The 14,375-nt window shown below is 71.3% G+C and carries 15 protein-coding genes; 8 read left to right on the top strand and 7 right to left on the bottom strand.

Features of this window, described 5'->3' with window-relative positions; translation table 11 throughout:
- Nucleotides 1–66: 66 nt before the first annotated feature.
- Entirely contained in the window at nt 67–627 is a 561-nt protein-coding gene (locus ACIQU6_RS42330; protein ID WP_403487650.1) for a DinB family protein, read from the top strand.
- Nucleotides 628–696: 69 nt separating this feature from the next.
- On the opposite strand, the gene ACIQU6_RS42325 is transcribed toward ACIQU6_RS42330, so the two are convergent.
- Nucleotides 697–1,086 (bottom strand): permease-like cell division protein FtsX, encoded by a 390-nt coding sequence (locus tag ACIQU6_RS42325; RefSeq protein ID WP_403487648.1) that lies wholly within the window; start codon nt 1,084–1,086, stop codon nt 697–699.
- A gap of 286 nt (nt 1,087–1,372) precedes the next feature.
- On the opposite strand from ACIQU6_RS42325, the gene ACIQU6_RS42320 reads away from it, so the two are divergent.
- Together ACIQU6_RS42320 and ACIQU6_RS42315 are read left to right on the top strand one after the other, a co-directional pair.
- Complete coding sequence (locus ACIQU6_RS42320; protein WP_403487646.1) at nt 1,373–2,632, top strand: NAD(P)/FAD-dependent oxidoreductase; 1,260 nt, start codon at nt 1,373–1,375, stop codon at nt 2,630–2,632.
- Between the two features lie 156 nt (nt 2,633–2,788).
- A complete protein-coding gene (locus ACIQU6_RS42315) occupies nt 2,789–3,262 on the top strand; it encodes a flavodoxin family protein (protein ID WP_403487644.1) in 474 nt (157 codons plus the stop codon).
- A gap of 69 nt (nt 3,263–3,331) precedes the next feature.
- Here the strand turns inward: ACIQU6_RS42315 and ACIQU6_RS42310 are convergent, their stop codons facing one another.
- Together ACIQU6_RS42310 and ACIQU6_RS42305 are read right to left on the bottom strand one after the other, a co-directional pair.
- Complete coding sequence (locus ACIQU6_RS42310) at nt 3,332–3,793, bottom strand: VOC family protein (RefSeq protein ID WP_403487643.1); 462 nt, start codon at nt 3,791–3,793, stop codon at nt 3,332–3,334.
- Nucleotides 3,794–4,091: 298 nt separating this feature from the next.
- On the bottom strand, nt 4,092–4,676 hold the full coding sequence (locus ACIQU6_RS42305; RefSeq protein ID WP_403487641.1) for a helix-turn-helix domain-containing protein: 585 nt from the start codon (nt 4,674–4,676) through the stop codon (nt 4,092–4,094).
- 118 nt (nt 4,677–4,794) lie between these two features.
- Here ACIQU6_RS42305 and ACIQU6_RS42300 point away from each other — a divergent pair, with 118 nt between their 5' ends.
- Both ACIQU6_RS42300 and ACIQU6_RS42295 read left to right on the top strand, forming a co-directional pair.
- Nucleotides 4,795–5,631 carry an EamA family transporter gene (locus ACIQU6_RS42300; protein WP_403487639.1) on the top strand — a complete coding sequence of 279 codons (837 nt, stop codon included), beginning with the start codon at nt 4,795–4,797 and terminating at the stop codon, nt 5,629–5,631.
- Nucleotides 5,632–5,775: 144 nt separating this feature from the next.
- Nucleotides 5,776–6,507, top strand: a complete 732-nt coding sequence (locus tag ACIQU6_RS42295; protein ID WP_403487637.1) for a B3/4 domain-containing protein — start codon at nt 5,776–5,778, stop codon at nt 6,505–6,507.
- Between the two features lie 46 nt (nt 6,508–6,553).
- On the opposite strand, the gene ACIQU6_RS42290 is transcribed toward ACIQU6_RS42295, so the two are convergent.
- Complete coding sequence (locus tag ACIQU6_RS42290) at nt 6,554–6,946, bottom strand: hypothetical protein (RefSeq protein ID WP_403487635.1); 393 nt, start codon at nt 6,944–6,946, stop codon at nt 6,554–6,556.
- 400 nt (nt 6,947–7,346) lie between these two features.
- Between ACIQU6_RS42290 and ACIQU6_RS42285 the strand changes: the two genes are divergently transcribed.
- Entirely contained in the window at nt 7,347–7,535 is a 189-nt protein-coding gene (locus ACIQU6_RS42285; protein WP_403487633.1) for a hypothetical protein, read from the top strand.
- A 104-nt stretch (nt 7,536–7,639) separates the two neighbouring features.
- On the opposite strand, the gene ACIQU6_RS42280 is transcribed toward ACIQU6_RS42285, so the two are convergent.
- Together ACIQU6_RS42280 and ACIQU6_RS42275 are read right to left on the bottom strand one after the other, a co-directional pair.
- Nucleotides 7,640–8,344 (bottom strand): DUF2470 domain-containing protein, encoded by a 705-nt coding sequence (locus ACIQU6_RS42280; RefSeq protein ID WP_403487631.1) that lies wholly within the window; start codon nt 8,342–8,344, stop codon nt 7,640–7,642.
- A gap of 317 nt (nt 8,345–8,661) precedes the next feature.
- Nucleotides 8,662–9,480: a methyltransferase domain-containing protein gene (locus tag ACIQU6_RS42275; protein ID WP_403487629.1), complete on the bottom strand. Its 819-nt coding sequence runs from the start codon at nt 9,478–9,480 to the stop codon at nt 8,662–8,664.
- Nucleotides 9,481–9,737: 257 nt separating this feature from the next.
- Here ACIQU6_RS42275 and ACIQU6_RS42270 point away from each other — a divergent pair, with 257 nt between their 5' ends.
- Both ACIQU6_RS42270 and ACIQU6_RS42265 read left to right on the top strand, forming a co-directional pair.
- On the top strand, nt 9,738–11,711 hold the full coding sequence (locus tag ACIQU6_RS42270) for a LamG-like jellyroll fold domain-containing protein (protein ID WP_403487627.1): 1,974 nt from the start codon (nt 9,738–9,740) through the stop codon (nt 11,709–11,711).
- A gap of 144 nt (nt 11,712–11,855) precedes the next feature.
- Nucleotides 11,856–13,067, top strand: a complete 1,212-nt coding sequence (locus ACIQU6_RS42265; protein WP_403487625.1) for a TrmH family RNA methyltransferase — start codon at nt 11,856–11,858, stop codon at nt 13,065–13,067.
- Between the two features lie 376 nt (nt 13,068–13,443).
- Here ACIQU6_RS42265 and sbnA read toward each other — a convergent pair.
- The coding region (gene sbnA / locus ACIQU6_RS42260; protein ID WP_403487623.1) for a 2,3-diaminopropionate biosynthesis protein SbnA at nt 13,444–14,375 on the bottom strand (932 nt) is incomplete at its 5' end.

Below are 14,375 nucleotides of genomic sequence, written 5' to 3'. Positions count from 1 at the left end.
TCGGTACGTATCGCCTGGATCGGGGATACTCGACGTGTCACGGGCGTGGGTCCTTCCGTACGAACTTTGGTCGGTTCAGTACGAAACCTACGCTCATGGCCCTTTTACACCACCTCCCGGACGCGACCGCGCGCCGAATGGCTTGAGGCACTGGCCAAGCACCGGCACTTCCTGCGCTTCACCACCCGCGATCTCACCGACGAGCAGGCCAGGCTGCGGACCACCGCCAGCGAGATGTGCCTGGGCGGTCTGATCAAGCACGTCACCTCGGCCGAACGGCTCTGGGCGGATTTCATCCTGCACGGGCCCTCGGCGATGCCGGACTTCACGGCGCTGACGGAGTCCGACTGGGCCCGCCGGGCGGACGAGTTCCGGTTGTTGGAGGACGAGACGTTGGCCGGCGTGTTGGCCGCGTACGCGGAGGTGGCTCGCCGGACCGACGACCTGATCGCGACGCTGCCCGACCTCGGCGTCGCGTGGCCGCTGCCGAAGGCCCCGTGGTTCGAGTCCGACGCGCGGTGGTCGGCCCGCCGGGTGTTGCTGCACCTCATCGCCGAGACCGCTCAGCACGCCGGCCATGCCGACATCATCCGCGAGGCCCTGGACGGCGCCAAGAGCATGGGGTAGGCCGGGCGCGGGGGCCTGCGAAGCCAGGCGTGGGCTCCCTCCCCCGCCGCCACCACCTCGGCGACCGACTCAGTCAGTCACCTGCTGTACGCCCGGCCTACGGCTGACCGCCCGGCTCAGCGCGGCGGTGCTCACGTCGTTGCTCACCCGCGCCACCAGGCAGGCTCCCGGCTGCTGGGACCGCGACGCGGGTGGGAGGTACCGCGCGCAACTCGCCCACTGCTGCGGCGAGACGAACTCCACGGACAGGACTCCGCGCGTGGCCTGGAGGTCGGTCCGGAGCGCGTCCGTCTGCTCCGGGGTGGCGGTCTGCGTCACGAGGACCACGACCGTCTTCGCGGATCGCCCGGTCTCCGCGGTGGGTGCGGGCCGTGCGGCGGCGGGCGTCCTGCCCTCCGACCACGGAGCCCATATCGCCACGGCCACGACGACGATGAGCGCCGACAGCACTGCGGCCACGATCAGCGGGGTGGCCCGTCCCCTACCCGGCCGTTGGGGCGGTGTGGGAGTTGGTGGGCCGGGTGGAGAGCCGTGCGGCGGGTGGCTCGGTGGCATGGGCGGTGGCTGTGGTGGGGTCCCCATGCCTGGCAATGATCCAGGATCCGATCGGCAAGGTCCACCAGGTCCAAGTCCGGTGCACTGGACGGGACCAGCAACCCGCCGACGCCGTCGAACCCGACGCCGACGCCCTCTCCTCCGAGCGAAACGACTACGGAACGCCTGTGAGCGGGGCCACACCCCTCCGATGTCACAGTCGCCGACCCTGCGGCGTCCACACGGCGTGAGCTCGACACGATCGGAGGTGTGGGTGTTGGCACGAGTAGTGGTTGTCGGCGCGGGCTACGCAGGTGTGATGGCCGCGAACCGACTGGCGGCCGCGGGGCGGCCGGGCGTGACGGTGACGGTGGTCAATCCGCGACCGGAGTTCGTGGAACGCGTCCGGCTGCACGAGCACGCGGCGGGTGGGTCCGAAGCGGTGCGGCCGCTCCGCGACCTGCTGCGCAGCGAGGTCCGTCTGCGGGTGGCGACGGTGGAGACGATCGCCGAGCGATCGGTCCGGCTCGATGACGGTGACGCACTCGACTTCGACTATCTGCTGTACGCGGTGGGCAGCACGGCGGCCCATGGCACGGCCGGGTTGGAGCACGCGTACGGTGTCGCCGACCTCGACGGTGCCGAGTCGCTGCGCACACGACTGCGGAGCCTGGCCGCCGGGGCGCGCGTGGTGGTCGTCGGTGGCGGACTGACCGGGATCGAGAGCGCCGCCGAAATCGCCGACGCCTACCCGTCGTTGACGGTCGAGTTGGTCTCGCCGTCGGTTGCCGCGTGGTTGCCGGCATCGAGCCGGGCCCGCATCGAGCGCAAGCTGGTCAACGCCGGGGTCGTGCTGCGCACCGGGGTGCGGGTGACTGGTGTCCGTCCAGACGGCGTGCAGGCCGATGTTGGCTGGGTGCCGAGCGATTGCACGGTCTGGGCCGGCTCGTTCGAGGTGCCGGACCTGGCACTGCGCAGTGGTCTACCGGTGACCGCCGACGGGCGCCTGCGCACGGACGACGCCCTGGTGTGCGTCGGCCATGAACGGATCGTCGGTGCCGGCGACGCGGTTGCCCCGCCCGAGGACGTCGGCAGTCACCTCCGGATGAGCTGCCAGGCAGCGATGCCCCTGGGCGCCCACGGCGCCGACACCGTGCTGGCGTTGATACGGGGCGAACGGCCGGCTCCGCTCTCGATCGGCATGGTCGGGCAGGGGATCAGTCTCGGGCGGCGCGACGGGTTCGTCCAGGCCGCGCACCGGGACGACACCCCTCGGGGCCTCGCCTTCTCGGGGCGGGCCGCGGCGGTACTCAAGGAACGTGTCTGTCGGTTCACCGTGGCGTCGATGCGACATGCGCGCACCTACCGGTGGCTCTCCGGCCCGACACCGACCACGACCAGACCCGCATCCACACCCGCGACCTCGCGCACACAGTCACAGGCCCAGCCACAGGCACACGCCCGGTCATAGCCACAACCGTCACCATGCGGGCGCGGGCGCTTCGTTGGGGAAGGCAAGCCCCTCGCCCCCCTTGACGAACGCACCGCCGGCACCACCAAATCGACGCAACGCCAAGACCGCGGAACCGGCACGACGCCGCGTCGCGCAACCGAAAGGAGCATCATCGTGAAGGCCATCATCGTGTGCACCTCCGTGTCCCACGGCAACACGAAGCGGGTCGCCGACGTCATGGGGCAGATCCTGCAAGCCCCCGTCGTCGACCCCGACGAGGTCGACGTGGCCGAGCTCGCCACCTACGACCTGGTGGGATTCGGCTCCGGGATCTTCTCCATGCAGTTCCACCCCCGGCTGCGCCAGTTCGTCCAGGCACTGCCAACGGCCGAGCGAGGCAAGGCATTTGTGTTCGCCACCAGCGGCCTGCCCGAACTGCCGTTCCGGCCCTTCACCCGCCCCCTCGTCCGGCTTCTCGGACAGAAGGGATTCGAGGTGAACAGCAGCTTCTCGTGCCGCGCCCACGACACCTGGCTGCCGTTCAGGATCGTCGGTGGCATCAACAAGGGGCGCCCCAACACCGTCGACCTGGAGTCCGCGCGGGCATACGCCCAAGGGCTACGGGCGCAGGTCCGGGCGGCGTCCTGACTGGCGCGCGGCCGGGAGCGGCGGACCGGACCGCATTCCGAACGCCCCCGGCCGCGCCGGCCATCGGCCCTACGAGACGCAGAACTCGTTGCCTTCCGGGTCCTGCATGATCCACCAGTGGCCGGCCGGACCCTGGTTCACCTCGCGGATGCGGGTCGCGCCCAGTCCCTCCAGCCGTGCCACCAACTCGTCGCGGCCGCCGGACGCACCGGGCTCGCTGTGGACGTCGATGTGCAGGCGGTTCTTGCCGGTCTTGCCCTCGGGCACCTCCTGGAAGAGCAGTCGGCGCCCGCGGCCGACGCCGCTGGTCGCGTCGAACGGGTCCTCGGGGTGGCGGACGGCCGCGTAGCCACGGAAGGTCCTGCGGCCGCGGTGCTCGGCGATCGCCTCCTCACCGACGTGCCCGGCGGCCAGCAACTGCTCGATCAGGGCGCCGGGGTCCTCCACCTCGTAGCCCAGCGCCGCGGCCCAGAAGTCCGCGAGCGCAGGCGCGTTCGTGCTGTCGATGACCAGTTTCCAACCCAATGTCATGTGACTGGTTGTATGCGCTCCGTGGGCTCCGTCGCAACTTCGGGGCGCACGTTCCGCTCCCCACGCCGATGTCGCCGACGACTGCCGCCTGGTTACGTCCACCTCCCACGACGCCCCGGCCCCGGCACGGCCGGCTCGGGTGGCCCCACTGCCCGTCAAGGGGCAACTACCGGTCGCGCATCGGTGCGTGTGCGTGTGCGTGTGCGTGTGCGCATACGTGACTGCCGGAGCGGAAGATGGTTGCGCCGCAAGGCCAGTTGCGGGTTGGAGGTCGCAGCGCGAGCCCACAACTCGTTTGTCAGCCCGCGGGATTCGGGCCGGGCGGCAGGTGGACCGTCATGATCAGGTGGCAGGTTCCGGCGCCCGCGCCGCGGTAGGCGTGGGGGGCGTCGCCGTCGAAGGTGGCGGTCTGTCCGGCCTCGACGGTGTGCTCGGTGCCGTCGACGACCAGGGTCATCCGGCCGGCGGTGACGCTGACGGACTCCACGACTCCGGACTGGTGGGGGTGACTGGGGTATTCCTCGTCCGGTTCGAGTTGCCACCGCCAGACCTCGACGGGAGCCGGGCCCGAGGTGGTGAGCATGAGCCGAGCCTGACTGCCCTGCCTGCCGGTCCACAGTGGCGCCACGTTGTCTGCGGCCACGATCCGGACGTGCCCCTCGGGCGGTCCCTGCATCAGGGCGGACACCGAGATGCCGAGGGTGTCAGCCAGCCTGACCAGGGTGGCCAGGTTGGGGTTGCCCTGGGCCTTCTCCAGTCCCACCAGGGCCCCCTTGCTGACCTGGGCGCGCCGGCTGAGCTCGTCCAGGGACAGTCCCGCGCGGGCCCGGGCCGCCTTGACGTTGTGCGCGACCGTCCGCAGGGCCGCGGCTGTCTCGGCCACCTGATCACCATCCTCACCGTTTGACCATTTCAATGCACCGCCCGGTCGTTTGGTTGACATCGGTCGGTCGTTCCATTGTACGGTGTGGTCGCTCCGCTGAACGGTAAGGAAATGTGCTGTGATCGCTCTGCTGCTGGCCCTCGGTAGCTCACTCGCCTACGGGTGCGCTGACTTCCTCGGCGGGCTCGGCGCCCGCAAGGCACATGTGCTGCGCACCGTGATGATCGCCGCTCCGGCCAGTCTCGCGGTCGAGCTGCTGCTGTGGCCGGTGCTCGGCGCCTCGTTCAGCACCGCGACACTCGCCTGGGGCGCCGCGTCCGGCGTCGCCTCCGCCGCCGCGTTCGCCCTGCTCTACCGCACCCTGGCGATCGGCCCGATGAACGTGCTCTCGCCGGTGACCGCGCTGGTGTCCGCCGCGCTGCCCGTCACCGTCGGCCTGGTGCAGGGTGAGCGCCTGGCCACCGCCGGACTGGTCGGGCTGCCGCTGGCGCTGGTCGCGGTGGTGCTGGTCAGCGCCGGACACGGCGCCGGCTCGGCGCGCCCCTCGCGCACGGCGTTGCTACTGGCCTTCGGCGCGGGTGCCGCCATCGCCCTCCAACTCGTCTGCCTGCACCAGGCACCGTCCGACAGCGGGGTGGCGCCGCTGATCGTCGGCAGGGCGGTCTCCTCGGCCGTCACCCTGACCGCGGCGGGACTGATGCGCCGCAGGCTGGGCTCCGAACGGCCCGCGTACGCGGTGTCGGCGGCCGCGGGCGTGTTGGACTCCCTCGCGAACCTGCTGTTCCTGCTCGCCGCCCGCAGTGGGGACCTGACCGTCGTCGCCGTGATCACCGCCCTCTACCCGGCCGGCACGGTCCTGCTCGCCCGCGGCGTGCTCGCCGAACGCATCCACCGCGGCCAACTCATCGGCCTGGGCACCGCCGCCGTCGCCGTCAGCCTCCTCGCCCTGACCTGAGGACGCGGCACGGCCCAACCAGCCCGGCGCAGCCCAACGCAACCCACCACAACCCAGCCATAGGGCCGGCCGCCAGACACCCCACCGCTCAGGCTCCCGGTCCCCCGCCCGCTCAAGACACCCCAACGGAAACGGAGTTCGTCGATGCTAACCGTCCGCATCGCCCCCGCAGTCGCAGAAGCCTTCCCCGACACCCTCATCGCCCTGGTCACCGCGAGCGGCCTGCGCGGCCACGATGCCTGGCCCGACACCGTCGCCGCCCTGGAGGATCTGGAGCGGCAACTCGCGGACGGTGCCTGGCAGCCGGCCGACGAAACGGATCCCCGCATCCAGGCATGGCACACCGCCTACCGCTCCTTCGGCACCAACCCCCGCCGTATCCGTCCCAGCGTCGACGCACTCGGCCGCCGCCTCGCCAAGAAGGGCGCGCTGCCGCGCATCAACCCGGCCGTCGACTCCTACAACGCCGTCTCCGTCCGGCACGGCCTGCCCGCAGGTGCCTTCGACCTCGACCGGGTGACCGGCGACATCGAGATCCGCCCCGCGCACGGCACCGAGTCCTTCACTCCGCTCGGCGAGCCGGACACCGTCGAGCACCCCAAGCCCGGCGAGGTCGTCTACGCGGACACCACCGGCGTCCTCACCCGCCATTGGAACCACCGTGACTCCCACCGCACCCGCGTCACCGAGGACTCCACCCACGTCGTCTTCGCCCTCGAAACCCTCCACGCCGACCGCGACGGGCACCTCGTCAGGGCCGCGGCCGACGAACTCCAGGCCCTGCTCGCCCCGCACGCCGAACAGACCGCCGCCTCCTACCTGACGTCAACCCAACCCCAGGCAACCACAACGGCAGGACCCTCTCCCACGAGGTGAACTCACGCCGTACCCTTTCGGATTGTTCCCTTCGGGCCGTTGCGCATCAGCCGTTCACGTGGATGTAGCAGGTGGAGAGCCATCCGGCCACGCCGGTGCGGTTGTCCTTGATGTGCGCCCACAGGTCGCTGTGGCGGTCGTTGATGTACTCGCCTTCCGCCACCCCGTAGTACGTCAGGCCGACGCCCCGGTATCCCTCACCGACGGTGGGCGCGCCACTCGCGGAAGCGGTGTGGATGCGAATCCCCTGCCCCGCGAAATCCCCCTGCGATGCGCGGAGTCGGGGCGCCGAGGCGGCGGTAACGCGCATGGCGCGGGCCGTTGTGGCCGAGGTGGCATGGGTGCGCACCCCGCCGGCGGGGGCGGCGTGTGCGGTAGCGGTCATCAGGCCGAGGCAGGTGCCGACGAGCAGCGCGGCGACGACTGACTTCCTGGTCAACGCGTCCTCCGGTCAACCGTGTTCGGTTTCTCGGTTCCGGTCTTTTCCGACGCGGAAACAGGGCCGGACTGGCGAACGTCACAGCCGCCGCACAAGACTTTCGAGCCCGGTCGAATGCCCATGCGTATGCATTCCGTCGAAGGTGCGGCCCCGCGATCCGACGCGACAGCCCAGGCGCCACAATGCCCCTTTGCGCGCCATGTCGTGCCGGGTCGCCAGTTCGCGGTGAATCGGTCAACTCCCGTGCGCACGACGCAAGAACGTCGCAGGCCACGCCGGGGCCCGTTTCACGCCAACCCACCCCCACAGGAGGGAACTTGGCTGATTTGCCGGTCAATGTATCGGTGATCGTTGCAGGATGTGGGCCGGCGACAACCAGACGCCAGAAAGGTCAAAGATCATGGCGGAATACGGCACCACACCGCAGGACACTGCCCGCAGCAGCGCGACGGGCAACGAGGAAGCATGCACGGCCCCGTTCCGCGCGCCCCGGGCCGCTCGATTCACCACCGCCGTGGCCGCCGCCCACCTGGCGCCCGTCAAGCGCAGCGCCGAGGCGGCCGCCAGTGTCAACCCCTGGATTCCGTAGGCTCGTTGACTCCCGCGCTGCCCTGCGGCCCGACTCGGACGGAACGTCCCGGCCGACTTCCCTTGCGGTGCGGACCGCCCCGGGACGGCCGGCACCGCCTGCGCTCACGCCAGGAGGTGACTGGTGTGGGAGATGCGGCGGGCCGTGGCGGACAGGGCCTGGATCTGGGGGCCGGCCTGTTCGATCCGGGTCACGGGAGTGGTGAACGGCAGGCGGACATCGCGGTGGGAGCTGGGGTATTCCAGGCGGAGGGTGATCCCGTAGCGGTCCATGGCCACCGGAAGCGCCCGCTGCACACCGTCGTTGGGGACCGGGCGGACCAGTCGGAGCAGGAGCGGGACGAGTTCGGCGTGTGCGTCGACGAGGTGGGTCAGCATCTCCGCCTCGGTCTTCGCCAAGGGGTCGGGGTCGGCGCGCTCCAGCTCCTGGAGCGTGACGTAGCTGCGCCCCGCCGCGTCTTCCAGGACCGCCTGGCCGAATTCCAGGCACGCGCTCCGCTCGGACTGGGGGTCGTACGGGGCCGTCAGGAGCCCGGCCAGCGTGACCCGGGCACGCAGCCGGTCGCGCACGGGCGTGGGGGCGATGTCGGTGAGTTCCAGGCGGACCGGGACGCGTCCGGTCGAGGGGACGTCGGGGCCCTCGCCCGCGGCGTGCAGGTGGAACAGGCCCGTGGTCCCGGCACCGTTGAGACGGTGGACTTCGCTGCGGAGCCCGTCGCTCACCACGGTCATGGAGTGGGAGACGGTCAGGATCGAGCGGACGCGCTCGGCGGCGGTCGGCGTGATGGCGCGGGCACGAGATGAAGACATCCGGCTCTCCCAGGGCGAGCAGTGGGCTACTTAGGTTTGCCTAACCTAACTCACCGCAGTTCGAGGCGCGAGCACCCCCTCCCATGACGTCCCGCGCGGCGTTCACTTTCGGCCGGAGCGGTTCTCGTTGGGGCTCGGCCTCGCTGCCAGGGGAACTCGGGAGCGGCCGAGGCCCGTTCCCACACACGCACGCGCATTCACCCCCATCTCCGCATTCGTCGCAGTCACCCCAAGAACGAAAAATCCCCCGAGGCAAAGCCTCGGGGGACGAACGATCCGCCCCCTGCGCAGCGGAGAGGGCCAGCGAGACGGCGGTTCTAGCCGACCGGCTTCCGGCCCCAAGCGGAGATCAACGGTGCCGTCGCGGTGTCGAGATGCCCCGACGCGATGTTCGCCAGGTGCTGCTCGATCTCCTCGACCGTCGCCAACCCGGCCTCGATCAGCCGCTCGCGGATCTGCCGTACGGTCGCGGCCTCCAGCGCGCTCCCGATAGGCGACGTGATCGGGAAGTACGCATCGGCCTCGACGTCGGCCAATCCGGCCGTCCGCAGCAGCCGAGGCAGCGTCCGCCCGAAGGCGAGTTGCGCGCCCCGCTCCGCCAGCAGCGCACGGAAGCCGCGCCGGATCCGGTTCGCGAGCTCCTGCTCGGGGCCGTACTCGTCGGGGCAGGCAAGTGGTTGCAGCGCCGGATCGGCGTCCTCCACCAGCAGCCATCCGCCCGGCCGCAGGGCCCGCACCATGGCCCGCAACGCGGCCTCGCGATGCGGCACATGGACCAGGACGAGCCGGGCGTGCACCAGGTCGAACGACCCGTCCGGCGCCTCGTCGGCACCCACGTCGTGCCGAACCACCTCGTACGGCGCCCCGGCCTGCGGCATCCACGACGTGTCGAGATCGGTGGCCAGTACGCGGCCGTTCGCGCCGACCCGCTCGGCCAACCACGCGGGGACGCTCGGGCCGCCCGCTCCGACCTCCCAGCAGTTCCACCCGTCCGCAACCCCCAGCGCCCGCAACCGCCGGAACGTCACCGGATCGAACAACTCCGACAAGGCCGCAAACCGCTCCCCCGCCTCGGCCTGCCGGTTGTCGAGCAGATACCCCTTGCCGCGGGCCTCGGCCGCTTCATAGTCCGTCACCGCCCGAACATAACAAGTCGCTCGATGAGGCGATGCACGGAGAGAAACCCGGCGCGAAACCCGGCGCACGGCCGGACATCACCGACCCCGCCCCGCCGCCCGGGTCGGTCCGCCGTACCGGTGTTCCGCTACGTCGCCCGTGGCACCAGGTCAGGCGTGCGGACCGGCAGAGGTCGCCCGGCCCGGCGCGGCGGCGGCCCCCTATGCTAGAGGCCGACCGGTCGAAACTGGCCGGGTCGACAACGCGGGAGGGTTTTGTGGCAGCGCTGGATCCGGACGACCCGCGTTCCATCGGCGGATACCAGTTGCTGGAGCGGCTGGGCGTCGGCGGCATGGGGCGGGTCTTCCTCGGGCGCTCGCCCGGCGGCCGGCGGGTCGCGGTCAAGGTGGTGCACGCCGCCCTGGTCGACCAGCCGGACTTCCGTTCCCGGTTCCGCAGGGAGGTGCAGGCCGCCCGCGCGGTCAGCGGGGCGTTCACCGCACCGGTGATCGACGCCGATCCCGACGCGGCCAAGCCCTGGCTGGTGACCAGTTACATCGCCGGCCCTTCGCTGGAGAAGGAAATCGCCAACCGGGGACCGATGCCCGCGCCCCGTGTGTTCGCCCTGGGCGCCGGGCTCGCCGAGGCGCTGGTGTCGATCCACAGCGCGCATCTCATCCACCGCGATCTCAAGCCCTCCAACGTGCTGCTGGCCGAAGACGGCCCGCGGGTCATCGACTTCGGCATCGCCCGGGTCGTCGAGGGCAGCTCCCTCACCGTGACCGGGTACGCGCTCGGCTCGCCGGGATTCATGTCGCCGGAGCAGGTGAACGGCGAGGAGATCGGCCCGGCCAGCGACGTCTTCTCCCTCGGAACGGTCCTGGCGTACGCGGCCACCGGCGGAAACCCGTTCGGCAACGGCCACTTGGCCTCCCTCCTCTACCGGGTCGCCCACGACTCCCCCGACCTCGACACGGTCACCGACCCCGCGTTGCGCGCGCTCATCACCGACTGCCTGGCCAAGGACCCCGCCCAACGGCCCACGCCCCGGGAGCTGTTGACCCGGTGCGGGGCCAGTGCGGGGGCGACCGCGTCGGCCGCGCCGCCCGCGACCGACGGCAGTCACCGGGCGCCGCACGACATCGCATCATCCAGTCGAACTCCCGCCCAGGGCAGTGGCGTTGACACCGGCAGCGGGCCCTCCGGCAACCCGTCGCACGCACCGGGAGCGAGTGGCGCCCACGGCGCCGGCGCCGTCCCCGGCGGCACCGCAACCCCCGGCGCCCGAACCGAAACGGCCTACCTGGGCCAACGACCGACCGGTGCGACGCCGCCACCGATCGCCCCACAACCCGCGCCACCGGCCGGCTTCGGGACCCCGCCGGCTCCGGTTCCCGTCACTCCGGCGACGGGCCCCGCGCCCATCGTCTCCCGCGACGGGTCCCGCACTCCCCCGCCGGGAACGGCAACGACGCAACCCAGCCCAACCGGCCCGGCGAGCCGGCGCGGCCCCAGTCGCCGCGCGCTCCTGATCTCCGCTGCCGCCGCGGCCGCCGTCGCCGCGGTGGGCGTCCCCATGGCCCTGACCCGCAGCAACGACACCACACAGGACTCCGCACCGGCCTCGGCCCCGACCCGGCCCGCCAGCCCAAAACCCGTCGGTGCATGGCGACTTGACGAAGGCGCCGGCACCACCGCCGCGGACTCCACGGGCGCCCACAACGGCACCGCGTCCGACGTCCGCTGGGGCGTCGGCGACAGCGGTGCCGCGCTCTTCAACGGCGTCAGCAGCCAGATCATCACGCGCGACCAGGTACTCGACACCACTCCGGGGCACAGCTTCACGATCTCCGCCTGGGCCTACCTCACCAGCGCCAACGGCTTCGCCACCGTCGTCAGTCAAGGCACCACCGGCGGCAGCGCGTTCTACCTGCAGTACTCGGGCGCCGACCGTCGGTGGGCGTTCTCCCGGCTGGGCGTCCGCACGCTCGCGAGCAAGCCGCCCGCCCTCAACACCTGGACCCATCTGGTCGGGGTCTGCGACGCCACGACCCATCAGCTCCACCTCTACGTCAACGGCGTGCGGCAGGGCACCGCCACCGATTCGAACCCGGACACCGCCCCGGGCCCGCTCGTCATCGGCCGCGCCACCTTCGACGGCCGACCCGTCGACTTCTTCTCCGGTGGCATCAAGAACGTGCAGGTCTTCGACCGGGCCCTGACCCCGGAGCAGGTCGCCGAGTTGAACTAGGCCCGGCCAACCCCTTGAGAGCATCGCACCGTGAACAGGGCGAGAAACAGGACCGGGGCCAACAGGCACGGTAGGGACGGCGAACAGTTGGGACGCGGCGGCCAGTCCGAGGGCGATGCCGGTGATGGCGTTGCGGGTTCCGTCGTGACATCGGTCAAGGACGAACGGCTCGCCGCAGCACGGGCGTTGGGCACTCGGGCGGGGCGTGCGGCCGCCGGCGCATGCGCGTTGGAGGGGCGGTCGCTGATCGAGCAGGTACTCGCCGCCGGTACACCGCTGTTGGAGGTGCTGCACGCCGAGGGCGCGTCCGGTGCCGAGGACGAGCGGTTGGCCGGGCGGTTGCGCGACCGGGGCGTGGCCGTGCACCGGGTCCGGGACGGGGTGCTGCGGCAGGTGGCCGGCACCGCTCGCCCGGTGGCGTGGCTGGCGCTCGCTACGCTGCCCGCCGATCCCGAAGTGACCACGCCCTGGGGCGACTTCGCGCTGGTCTGCGACGGGGTCGCCGATCCGGGCAACCTGGGCACCCTCGTCCGCAGCGGCCGGGCACTCGGCATCGAGGACGTCGTCCTGACCGACCCCGCGACGGATGTGACGTCCCGCCGGGTCCTCGACGCCTCGCGCGGCACGGTGCTCACCACCCGCACACGACGCTTCGCATCACCTTCCGAGGCGGTCGCGGCGCTGCGGTCAGCCGGATTCCAGATCGTGGCGACCAGCCCCCGCGGCCACCAGCTCCAGGCACTGGCCGCGCTCGACGGGCGCCCGGTGGCCCTGGTCGTCGGCGGCGAGACCTCGGGGGTCAGCCAGGAGGTCATCGAAGCGGCCGACCTGCTCGTCGCCATCCCGATGGCCGGGGCGGTGGAATCGCTCAACGTCGGTGTGGCCGCCGGCATTTCCCTGTACGAACTACGGACGAAGATGGTGCTCGCCGTGCTGACCGAACGCATCCGCAACAGCCTGGGCCGTGACGTCACCCTCACCGGGCGGTTCATTCGGGACGCCCTCGACCGGGCCGCGCGAGAGGCGGCCGGGCTCTCCTCCGCCCAGGTCATCGCGTTGATGGTGGTCACGGCCGAACGGCGCACACCCGGGGACGAACTCCGCCGCGATCTGGGCGTGGACGCCCGTGAACTCGACGCACTGACGGCCCCGTTGACGGAACGCGGCTGGCTGGAACGGCGGGAGAACTCCTACGTCCGCACTCCGGCGGGCGAGCAGGCGCTTGCCGCCCTGTGGCCCGTCCAACAGCAGGTCGAGCAGCAACTGTTGGCGGGGCTGAGCGCCGATGAACGGCAGATGCTCCAGGAACTGCTCGGGAGGATTCGGGCGAACGCCACACGCACCATGGGAAGTTGAGCCGGATCCGGATGGCGTCGTGGTGAACCAGGCAGCAGCGGGGCGAACGTGTCACGAGGGCGGCCCCTGGCACGGTTCGCGCCGGCCGCGGCTGGTTCGGCCGGGCCGGCGGGTGTGCCGCTCCGCGGTGAATGGGCTGCCACTGGGGCGGCCGGAGCTCCCTGTACCGGGTCTTCACGAGCGGGAAATCCGCGCGTAATGCCGCCCGTGTGCAATGGAGTTGGTCGGGGTGGATGGGATGGATCGAAAGGGACGGCTGGGACGGGTAGCACGCGGTGCGGGTGCGGTGCCTTGACTTGTGGGCCGGCCTGGAGACCGGTCCGGGCGACAGCACAGAGCGCGCTGCGATGTCCCGCTCAGGTCGACATCTGCGGTCTCAGGCCGATCTGAGGTCCGCGGCGAGCGTGTCCGGTGTATCGGGGCTGAGCACCTCCTCACCGTAGAGGGCGTGCAGCCAGTTGGTCTGGTAGATGGTGTCGAGGTAGCGCTCGCCGAGGTCCGGGGCGATGGCCACCGCGGTGAGGTTGTGGGCTCCCTGCCTGGCAAGCCACTCCTGGGCGCCGCTGACGACGGTGCCGGTCGACCCCCCGAAGAGGAACCCGCGCCGGGCCAGGCGGTGACAGGCCCGGACGGTGTCGGCCTCCTCGACGCGGATCACGTCGTCCACGTAGGACTCGTCCAGCAGCGCCGGGCGGACGCTGGTGCCCAGGCCGGGGATCATCCGACGACCCGGCTCGCCGCCGAAGGTCACCGAGCCGACGCTGTCCACCGCCACGATCTTCACCTGCCTGCGCAACTCCCGGAAATAGCGCGCGCAACCCATCAACGTGCCCGTGGTGCCCGCGCCGACGAACAACACGTCCAGGCGCGGGAAGTGACGGGCGATGGCCGGCGCGGTGGTGCGGTAGTGGGCCCGCCAGTTGTCGGCGTTGGTGTATTGGTTGAGCCATATGTACCGGTCGTCGGAGGCGCACAGTGCCTGGACATGGGCGATCCGCGCGCCGAGCAGTCCACCGGAGGCAGCCGGTTCGGCGATGATGTGCACCTGGCCGCCCATGGCCTCCATGAACCGACGCGCCGAGAGGTTGCAGCGCGCGTCCGTCACGCACAGGAAGCCGTAGCCCTTGCTGGCGGCGATGACGCTCAGGGCCACGCCCAGGTTTCCGGACGAGGACTCGACCAGGATCGAACCCGGCTTGAGAAGGCCGCTCCACTCGGCGGCCTCCACCATTTCGGTCGCCGCCTTGAGCTTGATCGAGCCGGCGAAGTTGAATCCCTCGCACTTGAGGAACAGGGCGTGCCCCACCA

Source organism: Streptomyces sp. NPDC090442 (assembly GCF_044769405.1).
Classification (GTDB): Bacteria; Actinomycetota; Actinomycetes; order Streptomycetales; family Streptomycetaceae; genus Streptomyces.
The sequence above is the reverse complement of the archived record's forward strand: the minus strand, read 5'-3'. Positions and strand labels throughout refer to the sequence as shown.

Excerpts from the sequence above, each read along its gene's own strand:
- ACIQU6_RS42320 (WP_403487646.1), top strand. The coding sequence starts at position 1,373 with ATGTCACAGTCGCCGACCCTGCGGCGTCCACACGGCGTGAGCTCGACA.
- ACIQU6_RS42310 (WP_403487643.1), bottom strand. The coding sequence starts at position 3,793 with ATGACATTGGGTTGGAAACTGGTCATCGACAGCACGAACGCGCCTGCG.
- ACIQU6_RS42295 (WP_403487637.1), top strand. The coding sequence starts at position 5,776 with ATGCTAACCGTCCGCATCGCCCCCGCAGTCGCAGAAGCCTTCCCCGAC.
- ACIQU6_RS42285 (WP_403487633.1), top strand. The coding sequence starts at position 7,347 with ATGGCGGAATACGGCACCACACCGCAGGACACTGCCCGCAGCAGCGCG.
- ACIQU6_RS42280 (WP_403487631.1), bottom strand. The coding sequence starts at position 8,344 with ATGTCTTCATCTCGTGCCCGCGCCATCACGCCGACCGCCGCCGAGCGC.